This window comes from Nocardia yamanashiensis (assembly GCF_021183565.1).
Lineage (GTDB): Bacteria > Actinomycetota > Actinomycetes > Mycobacteriales > Mycobacteriaceae > Nocardia > Nocardia yamanashiensis.
The window spans coordinates 249,117-272,085 of the sequence record NZ_CP089226.1 but is presented as its reverse complement, the minus strand read 5'-3'; the positions used below and the strand labels follow the sequence as shown (position 1 = coordinate 272,085).

At 67.8% G+C, this 22,969-nt stretch carries 22 protein-coding genes; 12 read left to right on the top strand and 10 right to left on the bottom strand.

Annotation, left to right across the window (positions count from 1 at the left end; translation table 11 throughout):
* Window positions 1–48: 48 nt before the first annotated feature.
* Together LTV02_RS01305 and LTV02_RS01300 are read right to left on the bottom strand one after the other, a co-directional pair.
* Window positions 49–888 (bottom strand): class I SAM-dependent methyltransferase, encoded by an 840-nt coding sequence (locus LTV02_RS01305; RefSeq protein ID WP_233037231.1) that lies wholly within the window; start codon window positions 886–888, stop codon window positions 49–51.
* Window positions 889–1,008: 120 nt separating this feature from the next.
* Window positions 1,009–1,434 (bottom strand): DUF1707 SHOCT-like domain-containing protein, encoded by a 426-nt coding sequence (locus LTV02_RS01300; protein WP_233037229.1) that lies wholly within the window; start codon window positions 1,432–1,434, stop codon window positions 1,009–1,011.
* A 177-nt stretch (window positions 1,435–1,611) separates the two neighbouring features.
* Here LTV02_RS01300 and LTV02_RS01295 point away from each other — a divergent pair, with 177 nt between their 5' ends.
* Both LTV02_RS01295 and LTV02_RS01290 read left to right on the top strand, forming a co-directional pair.
* Window positions 1,612–2,844, top strand: coding sequence for an acyl-CoA dehydrogenase family protein (locus LTV02_RS01295; RefSeq protein ID WP_233037227.1), 1,233 nt, complete (start codon window positions 1,612–1,614; stop codon window positions 2,842–2,844).
* Window positions 2,845–2,846: 2 nt separating this feature from the next.
* Window positions 2,847–3,977 carry an acyl-CoA dehydrogenase family protein gene (locus tag LTV02_RS01290; RefSeq protein ID WP_233037220.1) on the top strand — a complete coding sequence of 377 codons (1,131 nt, stop codon included), beginning with the start codon at window positions 2,847–2,849 and terminating at the stop codon, window positions 3,975–3,977.
* Between the two features lie 79 nt (window positions 3,978–4,056).
* Here the strand turns inward: LTV02_RS01290 and LTV02_RS01285 are convergent, their stop codons facing one another.
* Together LTV02_RS01285 and LTV02_RS01280 are read right to left on the bottom strand one after the other, a co-directional pair.
* Window positions 4,057–4,239 carry a hypothetical protein gene (locus LTV02_RS01285; RefSeq protein ID WP_233037219.1) on the bottom strand — a complete coding sequence of 61 codons (183 nt, stop codon included), beginning with the start codon at window positions 4,237–4,239 and terminating at the stop codon, window positions 4,057–4,059.
* A 99-nt stretch (window positions 4,240–4,338) separates the two neighbouring features.
* Window positions 4,339–4,794 (bottom strand): nitroreductase family deazaflavin-dependent oxidoreductase, encoded by a 456-nt coding sequence (locus LTV02_RS01280; protein WP_233037218.1) that lies wholly within the window; start codon window positions 4,792–4,794, stop codon window positions 4,339–4,341.
* A gap of 135 nt (window positions 4,795–4,929) precedes the next feature.
* Here LTV02_RS01280 and LTV02_RS01275 point away from each other — a divergent pair, with 135 nt between their 5' ends.
* The 6 genes from LTV02_RS01275 (at window position 4,930) to LTV02_RS01250 (ending at window position 11,933) form a co-directional block, all read left to right on the top strand.
* Window positions 4,930–5,370: a carboxymuconolactone decarboxylase family protein gene (locus LTV02_RS01275; RefSeq protein WP_233037217.1), complete on the top strand. Its 441-nt coding sequence runs from the start codon at window positions 4,930–4,932 to the stop codon at window positions 5,368–5,370.
* A 22-nt stretch (window positions 5,371–5,392) separates the two neighbouring features.
* Complete coding sequence (locus tag LTV02_RS01270; RefSeq protein WP_233037216.1) at window positions 5,393–6,148, top strand: metallophosphoesterase family protein; 756 nt, start codon at window positions 5,393–5,395, stop codon at window positions 6,146–6,148.
* A gap of 188 nt (window positions 6,149–6,336) precedes the next feature.
* The gene (locus LTV02_RS01265) at window positions 6,337–6,780 is read left to right on the top strand and encodes a CBS domain-containing protein (RefSeq protein ID WP_233037215.1); all 444 of its coding nucleotides are present in this window, start codon (window positions 6,337–6,339) and stop codon (window positions 6,778–6,780) included.
* Between the two features lie 19 nt (window positions 6,781–6,799).
* Window positions 6,800–8,095, top strand: a complete 1,296-nt coding sequence (locus tag LTV02_RS01260) for an ArsB/NhaD family transporter (RefSeq protein ID WP_233037206.1) — start codon at window positions 6,800–6,802, stop codon at window positions 8,093–8,095.
* Between the two features lie 104 nt (window positions 8,096–8,199).
* Window positions 8,200–10,356, top strand: coding sequence for an acyltransferase family protein (locus LTV02_RS01255; RefSeq protein ID WP_233037204.1), 2,157 nt, complete (start codon window positions 8,200–8,202; stop codon window positions 10,354–10,356).
* Window positions 10,357–10,421: 65 nt separating this feature from the next.
* Window positions 10,422–11,933 carry a substrate-binding domain-containing protein gene (locus LTV02_RS01250; RefSeq protein WP_233037202.1) on the top strand — a complete coding sequence of 504 codons (1,512 nt, stop codon included), beginning with the start codon at window positions 10,422–10,424 and terminating at the stop codon, window positions 11,931–11,933.
* Between the two features lies 1 nt (window position 11,934).
* Here the strand turns inward: LTV02_RS01250 and LTV02_RS01245 are convergent, their stop codons facing one another.
* The 4 genes from LTV02_RS01245 to kdpF are packed head-to-tail and all read right to left on the bottom strand — an operon-like array spanning window position 11,935 to window position 16,694.
* Entirely contained in the window at window positions 11,935–12,816 is an 882-nt protein-coding gene (locus tag LTV02_RS01245) for a potassium-transporting ATPase subunit C (protein ID WP_233037193.1), read from the bottom strand.
* Between the two features lies 1 nt (window position 12,817).
* A complete protein-coding gene (gene kdpB, locus LTV02_RS01240; RefSeq protein ID WP_408639380.1) occupies window positions 12,818–14,944 on the bottom strand; it encodes a potassium-transporting ATPase subunit KdpB in 2,127 nt (708 codons plus the stop codon).
* Between the two features lie 16 nt (window positions 14,945–14,960).
* Window positions 14,961–16,631 carry a potassium-transporting ATPase subunit KdpA gene (kdpA, locus tag LTV02_RS01235; RefSeq protein ID WP_233037182.1) on the bottom strand — a complete coding sequence of 557 codons (1,671 nt, stop codon included), beginning with the start codon at window positions 16,629–16,631 and terminating at the stop codon, window positions 14,961–14,963.
* On the bottom strand, window positions 16,632–16,694 hold the full coding sequence (gene kdpF, locus LTV02_RS01230) for a K(+)-transporting ATPase subunit F (RefSeq protein WP_233041429.1): 63 nt from the start codon (window positions 16,692–16,694) through the stop codon (window positions 16,632–16,634).
* A 403-nt stretch (window positions 16,695–17,097) separates the two neighbouring features.
* Between kdpF and LTV02_RS01225 the strand changes: the two genes are divergently transcribed.
* Genes LTV02_RS01225 through LTV02_RS01215 form a run of 3 tightly spaced genes read left to right on the top strand, consistent with a single transcriptional unit; the run spans window position 17,098 to window position 20,440 of the window.
* Window positions 17,098–17,250, top strand: coding sequence for a hypothetical protein (locus LTV02_RS01225; RefSeq protein ID WP_157762165.1), 153 nt, complete (start codon window positions 17,098–17,100; stop codon window positions 17,248–17,250).
* Window positions 17,247–19,742, top strand: a complete 2,496-nt coding sequence (locus tag LTV02_RS01220) for a sensor histidine kinase (protein WP_233037180.1) — start codon at window positions 17,247–17,249, stop codon at window positions 19,740–19,742. Before LTV02_RS01225 ends, LTV02_RS01220 begins: the two co-directional genes overlap by 4 nt.
* Window positions 19,739–20,440: a response regulator gene (locus tag LTV02_RS01215; protein ID WP_269821600.1), complete on the top strand. Its 702-nt coding sequence runs from the start codon at window positions 19,739–19,741 to the stop codon at window positions 20,438–20,440. The genes LTV02_RS01220 and LTV02_RS01215 overlap by 4 nt, the downstream gene beginning before the upstream one ends.
* A 5-nt stretch (window positions 20,441–20,445) precedes the next feature.
* Here LTV02_RS01215 and LTV02_RS01210 read toward each other — a convergent pair whose 3' ends face one another.
* Entirely contained in the window at window positions 20,446–21,639 is a 1,194-nt protein-coding gene (locus LTV02_RS01210) for a cytochrome P450 (RefSeq protein ID WP_233037177.1), read from the bottom strand.
* A 137-nt stretch (window positions 21,640–21,776) separates the two neighbouring features.
* On the bottom strand, window positions 21,777–22,214 hold the full coding sequence (locus LTV02_RS01205) for a MarR family winged helix-turn-helix transcriptional regulator (RefSeq protein WP_233037175.1): 438 nt from the start codon (window positions 22,212–22,214) through the stop codon (window positions 21,777–21,779).
* A gap of 75 nt (window positions 22,215–22,289) precedes the next feature.
* Here LTV02_RS01205 and LTV02_RS01200 point away from each other — a divergent pair, with 75 nt between their 5' ends.
* On the top strand, window positions 22,290–22,949 hold the full coding sequence (locus LTV02_RS01200) for a mycothiol-dependent nitroreductase Rv2466c family protein (protein WP_233037173.1): 660 nt from the start codon (window positions 22,290–22,292) through the stop codon (window positions 22,947–22,949).
* Window positions 22,950–22,969: the final 20 nt, after the last annotated feature.

Here is a 22,969-nt window from a genome sequence, read left to right as displayed (position 1 = left end):
AGTTCAATCACATCGGGAAAAGGCCAGCACTCCACGGCGATTCGCCGCTCACCGCACGGCGACGGCCCGGATCAGCCGGCACAGGTCGACGGGCGCCAGTCCGTCGGTGCGCCGCCAGAGCGCCGGGTCGACGGCATCGCGCTGGGAGACGTGTTCGACCACGTCGAATCCGTGCCGGTGCAGCAGCGCGGTGAGGGTGTCGGGGGTGAAGAAGCTCAGCCATGGTTCGCCCTGTTCGGCGGTGGCGGCCAGTGCGACGTCGGCGTAGGCGGTCCCGGATGCGTCACGCAGGGCGGGCGGCAGGGCGTATTCCATGACGAGTTCGCTGCCGGCGGGGAGATGGAAGAGGCCGGCCAGGGTGCGGCCGACGGCGGCTTCGGTCAGGTACATGCTCACGCCGAGCCAGCTGATCAGAGCCGGTTGCTCGGGATCGAGGCCGTGCGCCACCAATTCCTGTGCGAGGTCGCCGGTTTCGAAATCCACGCCCACGAATTCGACGTGGTCCGTGGGAATTCCCGCGGATGCCAGCAATTCCCGTTTCCATTCCTGGGTCGCGGGATGGTCGACCTCGTACACGACCGGCCGGCCGAGTCCGGATGACCGGTAGCCGAAGGTGTCCAGGCCCGCGCCGAGGATCACGTATTGCGAAAAGCCTTCCCGCAAGCGGCCTTCGGTATAGCGGCTGCGCGCATTGACCTGCGCACGGGTGCCGCGCAGGATGAGGTGTTCGCCGTATTGCCGGTGATATCCGATGAGTTCCTCGGCCCGGTCCCCCAGCAGCCGCGCCGCCACGGTGTCCTCGAACAGGTATGGCTCACGGTCCACGATCAGGTGCGCGGCGCGTCCGGCGGCCGCCATCATCGCGGTCCGGCTGGGCTGCTGATCCATCGAATTCTCCTCCGAAAAACGGTCAGGAAAATCGATGTTAGACAAAAGAATTCGCGCTTGCCTTCACCATATCACACGAAAATTAATTCCCGATAACGGAATTCGAGCGCGCGCGGCAGGTCAGCGGGTGCGGTATCGCTTGCAGGCGCTTGATTCCCAGCCCATGACGACGCGGAAGACCAGGACGGCACCCCAGGGTCCGATTACCCAGAGGGGCCAGGGGTAGGTGAATTCGCCTGCGGCGATGGAGATGGCGGCCCAGATGAAGAGGGTGAGGAGGCCGACGCCGAACCAGGCGGAGCCTTCGATTTGCTGCCAGATGGGGAATCGGGGCGGTTTGCCTTGGGTGGCGGGGGATTTCGAGAGTTTGGGCAGGTCTTTCAGGACCAGGGTCAGGTCTTCGCGGGTGGGGGTGTTGTAGACCTGGGCGACCCGTTCGTTGTATTCGGTGAGGTCCAGGCGGCCGTCGGTCAGGTGGCGGCCGAGCAGGTCGGCGACCTGGGCGCGTTCGGCGTCGGAGGCGCGGGTGCCGGTGGCGATGTCCATGTCGATCTCCTCCTCGGAGATATTCCATTGTGGAACGTGTGAATTCAGTGTCTTACTTCCACTGTGGAATGTCAAGGGCGGGACCGGGTCGAGCAAGTGAAGGCGGGTGCCAGCACATTTGCCAGCAGGGGCGATACGGTGAGATGGTTAGGGTCGGTTCTCGTACAAGGAGTCTTCGTGGATCTGGACTGGTCGCCCGACGATCTGGCGTTTCGGGATGAGGTACGCGCTTTTCTCGACGAAAAGTTAACCCCGGGTCTACGCCGGGCCGGGCAGCTGGCGACGAGCGTCTACCCGGACCACGAAGCCAGCATGGAATGGCAGCACATCCTGCACGAGCGCGGCTGGGCCGCACCGGCCTGGCCGGTGAAGTACGGCGGGTGCAAGTGGAGCCTGACCCAGCACTACATCTTCAGCCGCGAGTGCACCCTGGCCGGCGCGCCGAATCTGTCGCCCATGGGCATCCGGATGGTCTCGCACGCCATCATGGCGTTCGGCACGGAAGAGCAGAAGAACTTCTTCCTGCCGGGCATCCTGACCGGCGAAGTGTTCTTCTGCCAGGGCTATTCGGAGCCCGAGGCGGGCTCGGATCTGGCGTCGCTGGCCATGGCCGCGGTCTCCGACGGTGAGGATCTCATCGTCACCGGCTCCAAGATCTGGACCACCCATGCCGCCGAAGCCAATTGGATCTTCGCGCTGGTGCGCACCTCCAAGCAGGCCAAGAAGCAGCAGGGCATCACCTTCCTGCTCATCGATATGCGCACCCCGGGCATCGAGATCCGGCCGCTGGTCATGACCTCCGGCGAGCAGGTGCAGAACCAGGTGTTCTTCGACCAGGTACGGGTGCCCAAGGCCAATGTGCTGGGGCAGATCGACGACGGCTGGACGGTCGCCAAGTACCTGCTCAACTTCGAGCGCGGCGGCGGCGCGGCGGCCCCGGCGCTGCAGGTGATGGCCGAGGAGCTGGCGCAGGTCGCGCGGACCCAGCCGGGGCCGAACAGCGGCGCGCTGATCGACGATCCGGCCTTCGCCGCCAAACTGGCCGATGCCCGGGTGCGCGCGGATGTGCTGGAAATTCTCGAATACCGCACCCTCGCACTGGTTTCCAGCGGCAAGGACCCGGGCCCCGCGGCCTCCACCATCAAGATCCTGGGTACCGAACTGAGCCAGGCGCTCACCGAACTGGCCCTGGAAGCCGCCGGTCCGCGCGGCCGCGCCTACCAGCCGCACGCCACCATGCCCGGCGGCCCGATCGCCGACTTCACGGTCCCCGCAGACGGTTTCGTCTCCGGCGCGGAATGGCAGGCGGTCGCGCCGCTGCGGTACTTCAACGACCGCGCCGGTTCGATCTACGCCGGCAGCAATGAAATTCAGCGCAACATCATCGCCAAAGCCACCCTGGGACTGTAGCCATGGACTTCACTTTCACCGCCGAACAAGAACTCCTCCGCGATACCGTCACCGAGTTCCTGGCCGCCCGCTACGACCTGGAAGCCAGCCGCCGCGCGGCCCGGGTGGGCGCGGGCTGGCAGCCGGAATTCTGGCGCGCCCTGGCCGACGAGGTCGGCATTCTCGGTGCGGCCCTGCCGGAATCGGCGGGCGGCATCGGGGGCGGACCGGTCGAGACGATGATCATCGCCGAGGCGCTGGGCGGCGCGCTCGTGGTCGAACCGTACGTGGACACCGTCGTGGTCGGTGGCGGACTGCTGCGCCGCGCGAGCGGCAAACGCGCCGAGGACCTGCTGTCCGGTATCGCCGCCGGTGAGGTCGTCACCGCCTTCGCCGCCCTGGAAGCCCAGTCCGGCTACGACTTCCGCAATGTCGAGACCACCGCCCGCCGCGACGGCGACGACTGGATCCTGGACGGCGTCAAGACGGTGGTCACCTCGGCCCCGATCGCCACCCAGCTGCTGGTCACCGCCCGTATCGAGAACTCCGGCGGCACCGCCCTTTTCGTCGTCGACCTCGATGCCGCCGCCCCGCCGGCCGGCCTGACCGCGAACCCGTTCCGCACCATCGACGAACGCCCGGCCGCCGACCTCACCTTCGCCGGGGTCCGCGTCCCCGCCGACGCGCTGCTGCTGGAACAGGCCGACGAGGCCATCGCCGCCACCCTGGACGAGGCCATCGCCGCGGTGTGCGCCGAAGCCGTCGGCGGCATGCGCAAGGTCCTGGCCGACACCGTCGAATACACCAAGCAGCGCCAGCAGTTCGGCGTCCCCATCGCCAGCTTCCAGGCCCTGCAGCACCGCATGGTCGACATGCTCCTGGAACTCGAACAGGCCGTCGCCGCAACCTATCTGATCACCCTCAAACTGGATGCCGCCCCCGCCGACCGCGCCCGCGCCGCTTCCGCCGCCAAGGCCACCATCGGCCGCGCGGCGCGCAAGATCGGCCAGGAATCGGTCCAGCTGCACGGCGCCATGGGCATGACCGAAGAACTCGCCATCGGCCACTTCTTCAAACGCCTGACCGCCGTCCAATACGAGTTCGGCACCACCGACCAGCACCTCACCCGCTACGCGGCCCTCACCCGCCCGTAGCCCCCGTATCGGACCAGGGGCGGTAAACCGGCCGTGTGCCGCGGGATCTCACCGATCCAGCGGCACACGGCCGTTCGCGTCACCGCCGATGATGCCGTCCCCCACTGGCCACCGGCACCCGCCCAGCACTCCCCCGTGCAACTACCCGCCCGACCTCACTCGCCCGCGCCGCCTGCCGCACCGCCAACACCAGAACCAGCACCAACGCCGGCCCCATCACGAAGAACAGCACACCCAGCGCAATCAAAACCACAGCTCCCACGCCCGGATTATCGTCCCCTACGCCCGCTTTCGCACAATTGCGGCAATCACCCGGCGCACGCGCACGCGGGCGAGCTCAGACAGACCCGGCCAAGACACGTCAGCGGGCGAGGGTGAGTTCGATCAAAGGCACTTCGTCGATGCCGACGCCGGTCGCCTGTTCGATCACACCACTGAGTTCGCGATAGGCGGCGGGGTGGGCACGGCGGTATTCGGCCAGCACGGATTTCGATTCCTCGGCCGTGAGGGTCCGCGCGGTGGCGGGGACATGATTGCGGAAGCCGATGCTCACGCGGCAGGCCGGATGGGCGCGCAGGTTGCGGTACCACTGGGCGGCCGGGCCGAAACCGGAAGCGATGATGACGGTTTCGGGGGCCGGGCGAGCGACGGTTTCGAGGACCACGTAGCGCGGCCGCCCGGATTTGCGGCCCAGGTGTTCCAGTAGGAGCAGACGGCCGGCGAAGAGGAACCCGAGGCGAGCGCGGAAGAGTCCGATGGGGGCGCGCACGAACCAGCGGGTGCGGAGCAGCCGGGCACCCAATTGGGCGGTGGACATCTTTCGATCGTAGGACGACATGAAACGCCGCGACGCCGGGGCTGTGACCGAGCGCACAGCGCCGGGGCCGTTACGGGAGGATGGGCTGTCTCGTCCAAGGGGTATCAGCACAACGAGAGCGGAAGGACGAAGCTCATGGCACGCATGAATCTGGCCGAGGTCGCGCCCGAGGTGTACAAGGGTTGGCTGGCCGCGGAGGTGGCTATTCGGCGGGGGCCGCTGGATGCCACGGTGCGGGAGCTGGTGAAGATCCGGGTTTCGCAGGTCAACGGGTGCTTGTTCTGCATCGATATGCATACGACCGAGGCGCGGAAGGAAGGCGAGACCGAGCAGCGGATCTACCACCTCAATGCCTGGCGGGAGTCGGCGCTGTTCAGCGAGGCGGAGCGGGCGGCGCTCGAATATGCCGAGCAGGCCACGGAGTTGGGGGCGCACGGGGTGAGCGACGAGGCGTGGGCCGCGGTGGAGAAGCATTTCGACGAGGGGCAGCGGGGCGGGCTGGTGGCGATCACCGCGCAGATCAATATGTGGAACCGGCTGGGTGTGCCGCTGCGGATGGAACCGCTGCCGCACTGATTTCCGCGCCGCCGCCCCGGCAATGGCGTTGACAGCCCGGCCGCGCTGTGGCTGGCTGACGGGTATGCGGGTGGCGGCGGTCGGGGATCTGCACATGCGGGATGCCGTGCGCGGACGGTTCCGGGACGCGTTCCTGGAGCTGGCCGAGCATGCGGAGGTGCTGCTGCTGGCGGGCGATCTCACCAACAGCGGCACACTCCGGGAGGCGCAACTGCTGTGCGACGAGGTGCGCGGGCTGCCGGTGCCGGTGGTGGGCGTGCTGGGCAATCACGACCATGACCGGCGGCTCGGGTACCGAATCGCGGTGCTGCTGAGCGAGATCGGCGTGACCATGCTCGACGGCGACGCGACCACCCTGGAGCACAAGGGATTCCGCCTGGGCATCGCCGGGGTGATGGGCGGCGGCGGCGGATTCCCCTGCTACCCCGGCACTCCCGGCGAAGGCAGCCCCGAGCATCGGGAACGTCACCGCCGCGGCCCCGTGGACGCGCTCCGCCTGCACGCCGCGCTGGACACCCTCGACTGCGACATGCGGATCGCGCTAACGCATTTCGCGCCCGTGGTGGACACGCTGCGGGGCGAACCGCCCAAGATCTACGCGGGGCTGGGTTGCCAGGAACTCGCCACGGCCATCGACGCGGGCGGGGCGGAACTGGCCGTGCACGGTCACGCGCACAATGGCGCCGAGTTCGGCCGCACCCCCGGAGGCGTTGCGGTGCGCAATGTTTCGCACACCGTGATCGGCGCGCCCTACCGGGTGTACGAACTGCCCCGCTGACCCGCCCGCGCGGCCCGGACTATCATTTTTGACGCAATTCTGTCTTGCGGTGTGCCGGGAAGTCTGGTCGGCCGATTCGAAACCTCGAATCGTAGGGTCCGACCTGGGAGTTCCGATGCCGCGCCGCTATTCGATCTTGACGTATTCTCTTCGCGTGATACCCCGGCGCGCCGCCGTATCCTGCACGTATGCGTGCAGCACAGATGGCCGAGGAATACCCGGTGATCGATATGGATTGCGATGCGATGGACGCCGCGCGACTGCTGGCCGAGCATCGGCTACCGGGCATTCTGGTCACCGCGGCGGACGGTTCCCCGCAGGCCGTGCTGCCCGCCTCGCAGGTGGTGCTGTTCATCGTGCCGAAGTACGTGCAGGACGATCCCTCCTTGGCCGGGGTGCTGAACGAGACCATGTGCGGCCAGGTGGCGAAACGCTTGCAGGGCAAGAAGGTCCGCGATGTCATTCCGGAGCGGCTGAGCGAGATCCCGGCCGCGCAGGCCGACGACAATATCGTCGAGGTGGCCGCGCTCATGGCCAAGTACAAGTCGCCGCTGGTCGCGGTGCAGGACGGCAAACGGCTGCTCGGCGTGATCACCTCCTCGCGCCTGCTGGAAGTGGCGCTGAACAACTGACCCCGCCGGGGCGCCCGGCATGACCGCCACCGCGATCGCGGTGCTCGTCTTCGCCGCGTCCTACGTGCTGATCGCCACCGAACGCGTCCACAAGACCACCGCCGCGCTGTGCGGCGCCGGCATCATCCTGCTGCTCGGCATCGAGAGCGCCGACGACGCCTTCTATTCGCAGGACACCGGCGTCGACTGGGACGTCATCTTCCTGCTGCTCGGCATGATGATCATCGTCGGCGTGCTGCGCCAGACCGGCGTCTTCGAATACGTGGCTATCTGGGCGGCCAAGCGCGCCAAGGGTTCCGCGCTGCGCGTGATGATCCTGCTGGTGCTGATCACCGCCACCGCGTCGGGCTTCCTCGACAATGTCACCACCGTGCTGCTCATCGCGCCGGTCACCATGCTGGTGTGCGAACGGCTGGAGGTGCCGCCCGCGCCGTTCCTCATCGCCGAGGTGCTGGCCTCCAATATCGGCGGCGCGTCCACCCTGATCGGCGATCCGCCCAACATCATCATCGGCAGCCGGGCCGGCCTGTCGTTCAACGATTTCGTGCTGAACATGTCGCCGATCGTGCTGATCGCGCTGCTGGTGTTCACGCTGCTGCTGCCGCGCCTGTTCCGGGGCGCGTTCGACGTGGACCCGGCGCGCGCGGCCGACATCATGCTGCTCGACGAGCGCGAGGCCATCCGCGATCCGCGTCTGCTCATCAAATGCGGGGTGGTGCTGGCCGCCGTCTTCGCCGGATTCTTCGGCCACGGCGTGTTCGGGTTGGAACCGGCGGTGGTGGCCCTGCTGGGCGCGGGCGTACTGGTGCTGATCTCCGGTCTGCCGCAACGGGATTACCTGTCGTCGGTGGAATGGGAGACGCTGCTGTTCTTCGCGGGCCTGTTCGTCATGATCGGCGCGCTGGTGAAAACCGGTGTGATCGAACGGCTCGCGCGCGCGGCCACCGAACTCACCGGCGGCGACGCCCTGATCGCCACCATGCTGATCCTGGTGGTGTCGGCCGTCCTGTCCGGGGTGATCGACAATATTCCGTACGTGGCGACCATGAGCCCGCTGGTTGCCGATCTGGTCACCACCATCGACGATCCGGCGCAGGGCGACGCGCTGTGGTGGGCGCTGGCGATCGGCGCGGACTTCGGCGGCAATCTGACCGCCGTCGGCGCCAGCGCGAATGTGGTGATGCTGGGGATCGCCCGGCGGTCGGACCATCCCATCTCGTTCTGGGAGTTCACCCGCAAGGGCGCGATCGTGACCGCGGTGACCGTCGCGGTGGCCGCGCCATACCTCTGGCTACGCTATTTCGTACTGGCCTGACCAGTCCGAAAACCCGCGCTGACCGCGACATAGGCCACATTACGGTCAAGATCTCCGCGCGGATTGGGTAATTTCGAGCAACCGATACGAGAATGGTCGCCGCCATGTTCATATCCAGCACCGCGCAGCCCTCGCCGCCGACTCCGGAGCGCGTCCCCGCCGACGCCCCGGCGTCCGAATCGGGCCGCTCGGCCACCTATCGGCTGGATCTGGACGGTTTGCGCGGGGTCGCCATCGCGCTGGTGGTGGCGTTCCACATCTGGTTCGGCCGGGTCTCCGGCGGCGTCGACGTGTTCCTGGTGCTGTCCGGTTTCTTCTTCACCGGAATGTTGCTGCGCCGCGCCGAGCACGGCCCGGTCGGTGTGTCGGCGACCGTGCGCCGCACCCTGCGCCGCCTGCTGCCCGCGATGGTGGTGGTGCTGGCCGCCGTGGTCGTCGCCACCGTCGTACTGCTCCCCCACACCCGCTGGTCCGATATCGCCGGCCAGACCGTGGCCTCGCTGTTCTACTACCAGAACTGGTATCTGGCCCTGTCCTGGTCGGACTACCTGGCCGCCGACCCGTCCGTCAGCCCGCTGCAACACCTCTGGTCGATGTCGGTGCAGGGCCAGATGTACCTGGCCCTGCTGCTGATCATCGCGGGCGTCACCTGGCTGGGCCGCCGCGCCGGACGCGCCGGCGCCTGGCGCATCGCCCCGGTGTACCGGGTCTGGCGGCACACCGGCACCCTCGGCATGATCCGCTGGTGCCTGACCGTGCTGTTCGGCGTGCTCGCGCTCACCTCGTTCTGGTATGCGGCCGAAGGAGTTTCGACCCAGCAGGGCTGGAACTACTACGACACCTTCGCCCGCGCCTGGGAGCCGCTCACCGGTGCGCTGCTGGCGCTGGCGGTCCCGCATCTGCGGCTGCCGAAGCTCGCCCGCGAAGCGCTGGCCTCGATCGGCATCGCCGCCATCGTGGCCTGCGGCTGGCTGGTGCACGGCGCGATGGTCTTCCCCGGCCCGGCCGCGCTCCTCCCGGTCGGCGCGACCGCGGCGCTGATCGCGTCCGGCGCCGGCCTGACCACCACCGCCCAGCCCGCCGTGAACCGGCTGCTGGCCGCCGCCCCGGTGGTGTCGCTGGGCGGCTTCGCCTACGCGCTCTACCTGTGGCACTGGCCGATTCTCATCTTCTATCTGGGCGAACGGCACGAACGCGAGGCCGGGGCGCTGGGCGGGCTGCTCATCATCGTGGTGTCGCTGGCGCTGGCCTACCTCACCTATCGCTTCGTGGAAGAGCCGCTGCGGCTGCGCTCGCGGCCTGCCGCGCCCGCCCGCGCCCGGCTGCTGACCGGTGTGGCGGTATCGACGGTGGGCGTGCTGGTGCTCGGTTCGGCCATCGCCTGGCAGTGGAGCAACAGCGCCAAGGCGCATGCCGTCGGCGAACTGGATCCGGCCAAATACCCTGGTGCGGAGGCGCTCACCGAGGGCGCGCTGGTGCCGCGCGCGGTCATGCGCCCCACCATCGAGGAGGCGCCCGCCGATATCGCCTACCCGACCCGGGACGGCTGTATCGCCGATTTCGACACCCGCTCGGTGATCACCTGCGAATACGGTGACAAGAACGCGCACCGCACCCTGGCGGTGGTCGGCAATTCCCATGCCGAGCACTGGATTCCGGCGCTGCAGATCCTCGGCGAGCAGTACCGGTTCAAGATCGTCGTCTATCTCAAGATGGGCTGCCCGCTGACCGTGGCCGAGGACCCCATGTACAAGGGACAGCAGAATCCGGACTGCAAGGACTGGTCGCGCGAGGTCATCGACCGGCTCGGCACCGAGCGCCCCGACTGGGTCTTCACCACCGGCACCCGTCCCGCCGACAGCGGCGGCGACGAGACCCCGCAGGACTATCTCGATGTCTGGCAGGAGCTTTCGAGCGAGGGCCTGAACGTGATCGCCATCCGGGACACGCCGTGGTTGCGCCGCAACGGCATTCGCTACCGCGCCATCGACTGCCTGGCTTCGGGCGGCGATCGCGTCAGCTGCGGCCTGAAGCGCCCCGAAGCGCTGTCCGCGGTGAATCCCGCACTGGCCCCGGCGTCTTCGTTCCCGCACGTGCACGTCATCGATTTGAACGATGCCGTTTGCGAGCCGGACGTCTGCGCGGTGGTCGAGGGCAATATTCTCGTGTATCACGATGAACACCACCTGACCGCGAGCTATTCGCGGTCGCTCGCCCCGGAACTGGGACGGCGGCTACAGCCGATCCTGGGCTGGTGGTAGGCATCCGATAGGGAACCGACACAATAGAATTCGGGGGTTCGGTGGAAGACTTTCCACTCGATAACGTGCTGGGGATCACGGCTATCGCGGTGTCGCTGATGGCGTTCTTCTGGGAATTCCTGCTGGTGGGGCGCAAGCGGCTCGGCTATCGGGTGCAGATGGACACGCCCGTGACCGGTGAGATCGAATCGGTGTTCCCGGGCGTACTGCCGCAATTGCGGCCCGACGGCGGGGCGGCCGCACCGGATCTGCACGACCTGTCGGTGGTGCTGGTGCGCATCGAGAACAGCGGCCGGTCGAATATCGACGCCTCGGATTACGCCGCGCCCGACCATGATCCGGTCGGGCTGCACATTCATTTCCCGGACCGGCGGGTCATCGGCATGGCGGTCAACGAGCTCAGCGACGACGCGCTCGGCGACAGCCTGCGGCCGGGCAGCGGCATCGGGGCGCGGGAGGACGGGCCGCACCGGGTCGGCATCATCGATCTGCCCAAGGTGCCGTTGAATCGCAAGGACCACTACAAGATCCTGGCCATTCTGCAGCGCACCGGCGGTACCGGGGACGCGCCCGCACCGGCGGTCCGGGTCAAGATCAAGGGCGGGCGGGTCGCCGAAACCACCAGCAATACCGGGCTTTCGCGCCGGGTGCTGGCGCTGATCTGCTTCCTCGCCGCGGTGGTGACGGTGCAGTTCGTCATGGCCCTGAACACCGATACCACCCGGGCCGAGACCGATTGCGTGGCAGGCACTCTCACCCTGGTCGGCTCCACCGCCTTCGAGCCCGCCGTCCGCGAGGCCGCGAACTCCTATCGCAAGCACTGCGAGCAGGCGAACTTCACCTTCGAATTCGACGGCAGCGAACGCGGTCTCGCCCGGGTGGACGCCGACGGCAAGGGCGATCCGGGTCTGCTGGCCGTCACCGACGGCTCCAAAGGGTCGGGCTTCCCGAACCTGAAACCCCGCACCCTGGCCCTGTCCGCCTTCACCATGATCGTGCACCCCGGCATCACCCTGCCCGACCTGAGCGTCCAGCAGCTGCGTGACCTGTACGCGGGCCGGGTGGCGAACTGGTCCCAGCTCGGCGGACCGGATCAGGCGGTGCGCGTGGTGCATCGATCGCTCGGCTCCGGCAGCCGGGATGCCTTCCGCGCGCGCATCTTCGGCGATGAGCAGCCCCCTGCGCTGCCCACCGACCTGTGCCGCCATATCGCGCAGCAGAATCCGCCCGGCCCGGCCTTCTGCGAGGCGGCCGTCACGAAGGACATGCTCAAGGCGGTCGCGGAGCTGCCGGGAGCCATCGGGTACAGCGAATATTCGGATGCGGCAAAGGCTTCCGGCGTCAAGACGATCACCCTCGGTGGGCATGGCGCGACCCGGGAAGAAGTGCTGGCCCGCGCCTACCCGTTCTGGAGCGTCGAATACGCCTACAGCTACGGCGAACTCCCCGCCGATTCGCTGGCGGCGGCCTTCCTGCGCTACCTCACGGACAAGGCCGGGAAGGACGTGCTGCGCTCGTACGGGAACACCCCGTGCGGCGAGCTGTCCGACCCGACCTCGTGTACGCCCGGCAGGTAGCTCAGCCCTGGACCGGGAACTTGCCGTCCAAATCGAGGTTCAGTTCCACCACATTGACCCGGGGCTGTCCGAAGAAGCCGAGATCGCGGCCGTAGCTATGCGCGTCGACCAGCGCGCGCACCTGGTCGACGGAGATATGGCGCGCCTTGGCGACGCGGGCGATCTGGATGTCCGCGTACTCCGGGGAGATGTTGGGATCCAGGCCGCTGCCGCTGGCGGTCACCGCGTCGGCGGGCACGGCCGAGACGGCCGGCGCGTCACCGCGGATCGGCACGATACGGCCCAGCGAGTAGTCCTCACCCTCCGCCGCGCACTCCACCTTCACGCCCTTGTACTCGGGAATGAACGGAGTCGTGGTCACCGAGCAGAACTCGTTGACGCTCACCACCTTGGTCGGATGCTCGACCTCGCCATTGGCCTCGCGCGGCCCGATGACCGACAGCACCGCGCCCACTCCGCCGGGGGTGCAGAACGGCCGGCTGCCGTCCACGCCCTCGAGTTCGCCGATGGCCTTGCTGCGGGCGCACACGGTGGTCAGCAGCGCGGTCTTGCCGGGTGCGCTGTCCACCAAGGACTCCGGGCCGAGATTGCTCGCGCCGGAAGCCGTCGGGTCGTAGCCGCTGCTGCCCGCCGCCGACGGCCGGCTCTGGAAGTACCGCGTCAGTGCCTGGCCGTCGGCGTCGGTGAACGACTGCCCGATCAGGCTGGACCCGACGACCTTGCCGTCCCGCTCGATGAGCGAACCGTCCGCCTTGTCCTTCAGTCCCGGCAGCTGCGCCACCGCGAAAACCGCCAGCGGATAGACGATTCCGGTGATCACCGTGAGCACCAGCAGCGCGCGCAGGGCGGCCACGTGTTGCCTGATCCAAGTTGACATGCGCATTTCAGGACATCCCGGGGAGGAATTGGACGACGAGGTCGATCAGCTTGATGCCGATGAACGGGGCGATGATGCCGCCCACGCCGTACACGGACAGGTTGCGGCTCAACAGCTTCGACGCCGCCGCCGGCTTGTAGGCCACACCGCGCAGCGCCAGCGGAATCAAAGCCACGATGACCAGCGCGTTGAAGATGACCGCGGACAGGATCGCCGACTGCGGGCTGTGCAGCCGCATGATGTTGAGCAGATCCAGGCCGGGGTACAGGGCCACGAACAGCGCCGGAATGATGGCGAAGTACTTGGCGATGTCGTTGGCGATGGAGAACGTGGTCAACGCGCCGCGGGTGATCAGCAACTGCTTGCCGATCTCGACGATCTCGATGAGCTTGGTCGGATCCGAATCCAGATCGACCATATTGCCCGCCTCCTTGGCGGCGGACGTGCCGGTGTTCATGGCCACGCCGACATCGGCCTGCGCCAGCGCGGGCGCGTCATTGGTGCCGTCGCCGGTCATGGCGACCAGGCGGCCGCCGGCCTGTTCCTTCTTGATCAGCGCCAGCTTGTCCTCGGGCGTCGCCTCCGCGAGGAAGTCGTCCACACCGGCCTCGTCGGCGATCGCCTTGGCGGTCAAGGGATTGTCGCCGGTGATCATGACGGTGCGGATGCCCATGCGGCGCATCTCGTCGAAGCGCTCCCGCATGCCCTGCTTCACCACATCCTTGAGATGGATGACCCCGAGCAGCCGGGCAGTGCCGTCCTTGACCTCCGCGACCACCAGCGGGGTGCCGCCGGACGCGGAGATGCCGTCCACGGCCGCGCCGACCTCGACCGGCACCGAACCGCCCTGCGAGCGCACCCATTCGGTGACGGCGCTGGCCGCACCCTTGCGCAGCTGATGCTTGCCGGCCAGGTCCACGCCCGACATGCGGGTCTGGGCGGTGAATTCCACCCAGGTCGCGCCGGTCAGCTCGCCGGGGGTGCGCTCGCGCTTGCCGTACGCCTGCTTGGCGTACACCACGATGGAGCGGCCCTCGGGGGTCTCGTCCGCGAGGCTGGAAAGCTGTGCGGCGTCGGCCAATTCGTCGGCGCTCACGCCCGGCATCGGCACGAAATCCGCGGCCTGGCGATTGCCCAGGGTGATGGTGCCGGTCTTGTCCAGCAGCAACGTATTGACGTCACCGGCGGCCTCGACCGCACGACCCGACATGGCGAGTACGTTGCGCTGCACCAGGCGATCCATCCCGGCGATGCCGATGGCCGACAGCAGCGCGCCGATGGTGGTCGGGATCAGGCAGACCAGCAGGGACACCATCACGATGCCGCTGATGCCGTCGTCGGTGAGCGAAATGCTGTCCGGCACACCGGGCAGGCTCACCTTGGAGTAGATGGCGAGCGGCTGCAGGGTGACCACCGCGAACACGAAGATGATGGTCAGCGCGGCCAGCAGGATGTTGAGCGCGATCTCGTTCGGCGTCTTCTGCCGCGAGGCACCCTCGACGAGCGCGATCATCTTGTCGATGAACGAGCCGCCCGGTTCCTGGGTGATCCGCACCACGATCCGGTCCGACAGCACGGTGGTGCCGCCGGTGACCGCGGAACGGTCGCCGCCGGATTCGCGGATCACCGGCGCGGATTCACCGGTGATGGCCGATTCGTCCACGGACGCGATGCCTTCCACGACATCGCCGTCACCGGGAATGACCTGCCCGGCCTCGACCACGACGTAGTCGCCGCGCTGCAGATCCGGCGCGGCCACGCTCTGCTCGACCACCCGTGCGCCCGGCGACCAGTCCACCAGTTTGCGGGCCACGGTATCGGTCTTGGCCTTGCGCAGGGTGTCGGCCTGCGCCTTGCCCCGGCCCTCGGCCACGGCTTCGGCGAGATTGGCGAAAAGCACGGTGGCCCACAGCCATACGACGATCGCCCAGCCGAAGAAGCTCGGGTCGGCGACGGCCAGGATGGTCGACCAGACCGCGCCGAGTTCCACGATCAGCATGACCGGGTTGCGCCACAGCGAGCGCGGGTCCAGCTTCTCGAAGGCGTCCGGCAGCGATTTCAGCAGCAGCTGCGGGTCGAACAGGCCGCTCGATACCCGCCCCTGCGCCGGCGCTTCCGGCGCCGCGTTTTCCATGGTGGGAGCAGACATTTCAGTGGATTCCTTCGGCGAGCGGCCCGAGCGCCAGCGCGGGCAGGAAGGTCAGGGCGACCAGGATGACGGTCACGCCGACGACCATGCCGACGAACTGCGGGCGATGGGTCGGGAGCGTGCCGATCGATTCCGGCGTGCTGCCCTGCTGGGCGAACGAACCGGCCAGTGCGAGAACGAAGATGATCGGCAGGAAGCGGCCGAACAGCATGGCCAGGCCGAGCGCGGTGTTGTACCACTCGGTATTGCCGGTCAGGCCGGCGAAGGCCGAACCGTTGTTGTTGGCGGCGGAAGTGAAGGCGTACAACACTTCCGACAAACCGTGGGGCCCGCTGTTCAGCATGCCCGCGCGCTGCCCCGGCATGGCCATGGCGGTCGCGGTGCCGATCAGCACCACCAGCGGCGAGATCAGGAAGTAGGACGCCGCGAGCTTGATCTCGCGCGGAGTGATCTTCTTGCCCAGGTACTCCGGCGTGCGGCCGACCATCAGGCCCGCCACGAAGACGGTGATGACCGCGAGGATCAGCATGCCGTAGAGCCCGGAACCGGTGCCGCCCGGCGCGACCTCGCCCAGCTGCATATTGAACATGGTCATCATGCCGCCGAGGCTGGTGTACGAGTCGTGGAAGGAGTCCACCGCACCGGTCGAGGTCAGCGTGGTCGCGGTCGCGAAGGTCGCCGAATTCGATACGCCGAAGCGGGTTTCCACGCCCTCCATGGACGCGCCGATGGCGGTCGGCACGGTGCCGTGGTGCTGCAACTGGAACAGGTTGGTCAGCATCAGGCTCAGAATCGCCAGCACGCCCATGACCGACACGATGGCGTAGCCCTGCTTCTTCGAGCCGACCATGCGGCCGAAGGTGCGCGGCAGCGAGAACGAGATCACCAGTAGCAGGAAGATCTCGATCCAGTTGGTCCAGGTGGTCGGGTTCTCGAACGGGTGCGCGGAGTTGGCGTTGTAGAAGCCGCCGCCATTGGTGCCGAGTTCCTTGATGACCTCCTGGCTGGCCACCGGCCCGCCCGGAATGGTCTGTTGCGCACCGGCGGCCGTCTCGGCGACCTGGCTGTGCAACTGGAAGTTCTGGATGGCGCCGCCGGCGACCAGCACGATGGCCGAGACGAAGGCGATCGGCAGCAGGATGCGGATGGATCCCCTCACCAGATCCACCCAGAAATTGCCCAGATCACCGGTGTGCCGGCGCGCGAACCCGCGCACCAGGGCCACCGCCACCGCGATGCCCACCGCCGCGGACACGAAGTTCTGCACCGCGAGCCCGGCCATCTGCACCAGGTGGCCCTGGGTCGATTCACCGGAGTAGTTCTGCCAGTTCGTGTTCGTCACGAAGCTGACCGCGGTGTTCCAGGCCAGCGCCGGGGTCATCTCGGTCGCCGGATCGTTCAGATGCAGCGGCAGTTTGCCCTGAATCAGCTGGAAGAAGAAAAGGAACAGGATGCTGACCGCCGAGAAGGCCAGCACGCTGCGGGCGTACACCGCCCAGGTCATCTCCACGCCCGGCTTCACGCCGATCACGCGATAGATGACGCGCTCGGCGCGCGAATGCTTCTCGCTGCTGTAGACGCGGTACATGTAATCGCCGAGCGGCACATGCACCACGGCCAGCGCGATGATCAGGGCCGCCGCGAAGACGATCCCCGCTGTAGTCGTGCTCACTCAGAACCTCTCCGGGAACAACAGCGCCACAATCAGATAGACGGCGACGCCAACGGCCAGCACCAGACCGATAACGTTCTGCGTCACAACCGCTCCACCCCGCGCTGGATCAAGCCGAGCAGGGCGAAGAGCGCCACCGTCAGCACCGTGAACACCACGACGGACATTTCGAAACCTCTCTACTTCGGTGCCGCATCGCAAGATGCGCCGGAGCGAGTCAAGCGCCCGATCGGGCCGATTCCGAGGTTCTTTACGGCTTCTTAGCGTTGCGCACGACCGCCTTGACACTCCGCTTACGAGATTTCCCGGAGCGTCGCTGCGATCTCGTCAAGGACGCCCGGCTATCCGTAAAGAAACCGTCAGGACCAGGCGCTCCCGTCTTTACGGCGGTAGACAGAACAGGCCCGGACGCGCGCACCGACTCGCCGCCCGGGCCCCCACTACCGGTGCGAACAAGGAGAAGACCGTGCCCGACTTAGCGGTCACATTGATGGTGATTGTCGGCTTCGTGGCTGCTGCGCTGTTGCTGCGCGCGCTGTCGGCCGCCGAGGCGAATCGTGACCGTGCCCGCGCGGCCGAGCCCGGCTTCCGCGCGCTACCCGCGATGATGGACGAGTGAAACGCGGGCAACTACGCATCTATCTGGGCGCTGCCCCCGGTGTGGGCAAGACGTTCTCGATGCTCTCGGAGGCACACCGGCGGCTCGAACGCGGACGCGATGTGGTCGCGGCCGTGGTCGAGACGCACGGGCGGGCCAAGACCGCGGAAATGCTGGGCGGGATCGAGCGGATTCCGCCGAAGCTGGTGGAGTATCGCGGGACCACCATGCCCGAACTGGATGTGGACGCGGTGCTGCGGCGGCGGCCGGCGGTGGTGCTGGTGGATGAGCTGGCGCACACCAATGCGCCCGGGGGCGAGCACGAGAAGCGCTGGCAGGACGTGCACGACATCCTGGACGCGGGGATCGACGTGATCTCCACGGTCAACGTGCAGCATCTGGAGAGCTTGAACGATGTGGTGCAGCAGATCACGGGTGTGGTGCAGCGGGAAACCGTGCCGGACTGGGTGGTTCGCGAAGCCGATCAGGTCGAGCTGGTGGACATCACGCCGGAAGCGTTGCGGCGCCGGCTTTCCCACGGGAACGTGTATGCCGCCGACCGGGCGGACGCGGCGCTGCGCAATTACTTCCGGCCCGGGAATCTGACCGCGCTGCGCGAGCTGGCGCTGTTGTGGCTGGCCGATCAGGTCGATGCCGCGCTCGCCAAATACCGTGCCGACCACAAGATCACCGATACCTGGGAGGCCCGGGAACGGGTCGTGGTGGCCGTGACCGGCGGGCCGGAATCGGAGACCATCGTGCGGCGGGCCAGCCGGATCGCGGCCAAGTCCAGCGCGGAACTCATCGTGGTGCACGTGGTGCGCGGGGACGGGCTGGCCGGGGTGTCGGCGCAGCGGCTGGCCCGGCTGCGCGATCTGGCCACCGGCCTGGACGCCAGCCTGCACACCGTCACCGGTGACGACGTGCCCACGGCGCTACTGGATTTCGCGCGCCAGGTGAACGCCACCCAGCTGGTGCTCGGCACCTCGCGGCGCTCCCGCTGGGCGCGCGTGCTCGACGAGGGCATCGGCGCGGCGGTGGTGCAGGAGTCGGGGAAGATCGACGTGCACATGGTCACCCACGAGGAGTCCAATCCCGGCTTCCGCTGGTCCTCCCTCGCCCCGCGCGAACGCCTGCTCGGCTCCTGGCTCGCCGCCCTGGTGGTGCCGTCCGCGATCTGCGGGGTGCTGCTGTGGCTGGATCGCTGGCTGGACCTGGGCGGCGAGAGCGCGGTGTTCTTCATCGGCGTCATCTGCGTCTCGCTGCTCGGCGGCGTGGCGCCGGCCGCACTGTCCGCGCTGCTCTCCGGCATCCTGCTGAACTGGTTCTTCACCGCGCCGCGGCACAGCCTCACCATCGCCGAACTCGACAACTTCATGACCATCGTGGTGCTGCTGGTGGTGGCCGTCGCGGTGGCGGCGCTGGTGGACGTGGCCGCCAAGCGAACCCGCGAGGCGCGCAAGGCATCCCGGCAGGCCGAACTGCTCACCCTGTTCGCGGGCGCGGTCCTGCACGGCGCGGACCTGCCCGCGCTGCTGGAGCGGGCGCGCGAGACCTACAACCAGACCTCGGTCAGCCTGATCACCGACGACGAGGTGATCGCCTCCGTCGGCGATCGGCCGGCGACCCAGGTGTGCGATGCCGAGACCGCGCTGGAAGCCGGTGACGACATGCACTGGCTGCTGCTGTGCGGCCATCCCCTCACCGCCGCCGACCGGCTGGTGCTCGGCGCGGTGGCGAATCAGGCCGCGGGCATGGTGCATCAGCAGCGCCTGCGCGCGGAAGCCAGTGCGGCACAGGCGGTCCTGGAGGCCGACAAGCTGCGCCGCGCCCTGCTGTCGGCGGTCAGCCACGACCTGCGCACGCCCCTGGCCGCCGCCAAGGCCGCCGTGTCCAGCCTGCGCAGCGACGATGTCGAGTTCTCCCCCGAGGACACCGCCGAACTGCTGGAGACCATCGAGGAATCGGTGGATCAGCTGACCGCGCTGGTCGGCAACCTGCTCGATTCCTCCCGGTTGGCGGTGGGCGTCATCCAGCCGCAGATGCGGCGGGTCTACCTGGACGAGGTGGTGCATCACGCGCTGATGAGCATGGGCACTCGCGGATTGCGGCGCAGCGCCATGGACCGGGTGAAGGTCGATGTGGACGCGGTCTCGGTGACCGCCGATCCGGGCCTGCTGGAGCGGGTGCTGGCCAACCTCATCGACAATGCGATTCGCTACTCCCCCAGCGAATCCACCGTCCGGGTGGCGGCCGAGAACACCGGCGAGCGCGTCGCCGTCACCGTGGTCGACACCGGTCCGGGCGTGCCGACCGGCCTGGAGGACCAGCTCTTCGAACCGTTCCAGCGGCTCGGCGATCGCGACAATTCCACCGGCGTCGGTCTCGGGCTGTCGGTGGTCCGCGGTTTCGTCGATGCCATGGGCGGCACCGTGCACGCCGAACCCACCCCCGGCGGTGGCCTGACAATGGTCATCGACCTACCGGCCGGCAACGAACAGGAGTCCGAGTGAGCAATCCGGCGGCAGCGCCGATCAAAGTCCTGGTCGTCGATGACGAACCACAGATCCTGCGCGCCCTGCGGATCAATCTGTCGGTCCGCGGCTACGAGGTGACCACCGCCGCCAATGGCGCGGCCGCCCTGCGCGCCGCCGCGGAGAAACACCCGGACGTGGTGGTGCTCGATCTCGGCCTGCCCGATATGGACGGCATCGAGGTGCTGGCGGGCCTGCGCGGCTGGACCACCACCCCCGTGATCGTGCTGTCCGCCCGCACCGACTCCTCCGACAAGGTCGAGGCCCTGGACGCGGGCGCCGACGATTACGTCACCAAACCCTTCGGCATGGACGAGTTGCTGGCCCGCCTGCGCGCCGCCGTCCGCCGCTCCGCCACCACCACCGAAACCGCCGAGCCGGTGGTCGAAACCCCTTCCTTCACAGTGGATCTCGCCGCCAAACAGGTAACCCGCCACGGCAAGACCGTCCACCTCACCCCCACCGAATGGGGCATGCTCGAAATGCTGGTTCGCAACCGCGGCAAACTGGTCGGCCGCCGCGAACTGCTCCGCGAGGTATGGGGCCCGGCCTACGCCACCGAAACCCACTACCTGCGCGTCTACCTCGCCCAGCTCCGCCGCAAGCTCGAGGACGATCCCTCGAACCCGAAGCACCTGCTCACCGAGGCGGGTATGGGTTATCGCTTCCATGCCTGAAACTCTCAGCGGGACAGGCGGATCGGCAGGGACTTCAGGCCGTTGTTGAGGTTCGAGCGGATGCGGCGGGATTCGCCGGTCTGCTCGATGTCCGGGAACAGGTTCAGCAGTTCCTCGAAGAAGATGCGGCCTTCCAGGCGGGCCAGGTGCACGCCCAGGCAGAAGTGCTGGGCCAGGCCGAAGGACAGGTGCGGGTTGGGATTTCGCCGGATGTCGAAGGTCTGCGAGTCGGCGAAGACGTCCTCGTCGCGATTGGCGGAGGTGTACCACATGGCCACCTTGTCGCCGGATTTGATGGGGACGCCGTTGATTTCGGTGTCGGCGGTGGCGGTGCGCCGGAAGTAGTGCAGCGGGTTGGCGTAGCGCAGGATCTCCTCCACCGCGCCGGGGATGAGAGCCGGGTTCTCGCGCAGCGCCCGCAGCTGGTCCGGATGCTGGAGCAGCAGTTCCAGGCCGGAGGAGAGCATGGTCTTGGTGGTGTCGTTGCCGGCCGTCACCAGCTGGGTGAAGAAGCTGCCGAACTCCAAGTCCGACATGGGGTTTCCGCCGAAATTGCCGGCCAGGATGAGCGAGGTGAGGTCGGCGGCGGGCGGTTCGGTGCGGCGGCGCATGGCGAACTGGATGGCGTAGATGGCCATCTTGGTGACCTCGGCGGTGGCGTCGAAATCGCCGACCAGGTCCGGATCCTGCTGGCTCACCGACTGTTCCGCCCACTGCCGCAGGCTGGGCCAGTCCGCGGCCGGAATGCCGAACAGGCCGCCGACCACCTGGCTGGGCAGTACGCCGGCGATATCGTGCACGAATTCGACGTCGCCGTCGGCGGTTTCGAGCAGCGCCCGGGTGAGTTCGCGGATGCGGTCGGCCATCTCGCCGACCACGCGGGCCTTGAAGTGCTCGGCCAGCGGCTTGCGATAGTCGGTGTGGCGGGGCGGGTCCATCATGAGCAGCATGTTGCGGGTCTGTTCCAGCCGTTCCGGGGGCTGGTTCTCCAGGATGACGCCCTCGCGCTCGGCGGAGAACAGCACCGGATTGCGTGCCACGTGCGCCACATCGGCGTGTTTGAGGATCGCCCAGTAGCCGGGTTCGCCGGGCATGTCCTGCCAGTACACCGGCTGGGTGCTCCGCAGTTCGGTGAAGATCTCGTGGATCGGACCGTCGACATACAGCTGCGGATCGTAGATGTCCTTGACCGTGCTCACGGCCCACCTCGGTATTCACTTGCGCGTGTTCGTCTGCCGAATCCGACGCTAGAGACCGGCCGTGGTTCGCGCGGGGGTTCGGGCGAACCGTCTCAGTGAATGGACACCGCGTCAGTGAGTAGACATGGCGGACAGCGTCATAGGTACGGGTCGGAGATCTCCCGCAGCCGGGTCAGGGCTTCACGCAACTGCCCCATGCGTTTCGGGCCCAGGTGCGCGGCCCATTCGTCCTGGATCGAGGTGGCGATGCGGTTCGAGAAATCGGCCATGGCCTGGCCGCGCGCGCTGAGCTTGACCAGGCGGGCACGGCCGTCGGTGGGGTCGGGCACGCGCTCCACATAGCCGGCCCGTTCCATCTGATCGACCAGGAAGCCCGCGGTCTGCTTGGTGATGCGCGCGCGCTCGGCGAGCTCGGTCAGCCGGGTGCCGTCCGGATCGATCTGCGCGGCCAGCCGGCCCTGCGCGAGGGTGATGTCGCCGTGCCCGGATTCGACCAGGGCATCGAAGATCCTGGTCTCCATGGACCGGTGGGCGATCATCATCAGCAGGCCCACGTTCATCTCTTCGGCGGCCATTCCACTCCTTGACGATAGTCAGACTCTCTGACTATATTAGTCAGACACGCTGACTAATCCTACGGGAGGCACCCGATGTCGGCACCCACGAAATGCGCCGTCGAACTCTTCGTCGACCCGGCCTGCCCCTACACCTGGATCGCCTATCGCTGGCTCGGTGAAGTCGCCCGGCAGCGGCCCCTCGAACTCCGGCTGCGGCTGATGAGCCTGGCGCGCTTGAACCGAGGCCGTGAACTACCCCGTGACCAGCACCGGCAGATCCGCCGGGCCACCGACGTCACCCGCATCGCCGCCGCGGTCGATCAGCTCTACGGCGCGGAGTCTTTGCGCGACTTCTACAGCGCCACCGCGGGATTCCTGTTCACCCCCGAGCACACCGATGTGGTGCTGCGCGGGCGCGCCGACCCGAGACCGTGGTCGGAACTGCTCGACAAGGCCATCGCCGCCGGGCTTTTCGAAGCCGGTCTGCCCGCCGCCCTCACCGCCGCGAGCCGCACCGATCGCTACGACCCGGGACTGCACGCCAGCCACGACGCGGCCATCGCCGCGGTCGGGACCGATGTGGGCACGCCCGTGCTGTGCATCGACGGGCACGCCTGCTTCGGGCCGGTGCTCGCCTCGGTGCCGCGCGGAGCCGCCGCGCAAGCGCTGTTCGACTCCGTGCGCACCCTGTCCGCCTATCCGGACTTCTTCGAGCTCAAGCGAACTCGGCGTCCGGTGCTCGACTTCCATTGACTTCCCCGGAGGTAACCGTC

Excerpts from the sequence above, each read along its gene's own strand:
- LTV02_RS01200 (WP_233037173.1), top strand. The coding sequence starts at position 22,290 with ATGTCGGCACCCACGAAATGCGCCGTCGAACTCTTCGTCGACCCGGCC.
- LTV02_RS01300 (WP_233037229.1), bottom strand. The coding sequence starts at position 1,434 with ATGGACATCGCCACCGGCACCCGCGCCTCCGACGCCGAACGCGCCCAG.
- LTV02_RS01255 (WP_233037204.1), top strand. The coding sequence starts at position 8,200 with ATGTTCATATCCAGCACCGCGCAGCCCTCGCCGCCGACTCCGGAGCGC.
- LTV02_RS01265 (WP_233037215.1), top strand. The coding sequence starts at position 6,337 with ATGCGTGCAGCACAGATGGCCGAGGAATACCCGGTGATCGATATGGAT.
- LTV02_RS01305 (WP_233037231.1), bottom strand. The coding sequence starts at position 888 with ATGGATCAGCAGCCCAGCCGGACCGCGATGATGGCGGCCGCCGGACGC.
- LTV02_RS01270 (WP_233037216.1), top strand. The coding sequence starts at position 5,393 with ATGGCGTTGACAGCCCGGCCGCGCTGTGGCTGGCTGACGGGTATGCGG.
- LTV02_RS01290 (WP_233037220.1), top strand. The coding sequence starts at position 2,847 with ATGGACTTCACTTTCACCGCCGAACAAGAACTCCTCCGCGATACCGTC.
- LTV02_RS01280 (WP_233037218.1), bottom strand. The coding sequence starts at position 4,794 with ATGTCCACCGCCCAATTGGGTGCCCGGCTGCTCCGCACCCGCTGGTTC.
- LTV02_RS01245 (WP_233037193.1), bottom strand. The coding sequence starts at position 12,816 with ATGCGCATGTCAACTTGGATCAGGCAACACGTGGCCGCCCTGCGCGCG.
- LTV02_RS01260 (WP_233037206.1), top strand. The coding sequence starts at position 6,800 with ATGACCGCCACCGCGATCGCGGTGCTCGTCTTCGCCGCGTCCTACGTG.
- kdpB (WP_408639380.1), bottom strand. The coding sequence starts at position 14,944 with ATGGAAAACGCGGCGCCGGAAGCGCCGGCGCAGGGGCGGGTATCGAGC.
- LTV02_RS01275 (WP_233037217.1), top strand. The coding sequence starts at position 4,930 with ATGGCACGCATGAATCTGGCCGAGGTCGCGCCCGAGGTGTACAAGGGT.
- LTV02_RS01205 (WP_233037175.1), bottom strand. The coding sequence starts at position 22,214 with ATGGCCGCCGAAGAGATGAACGTGGGCCTGCTGATGATGATCGCCCAC.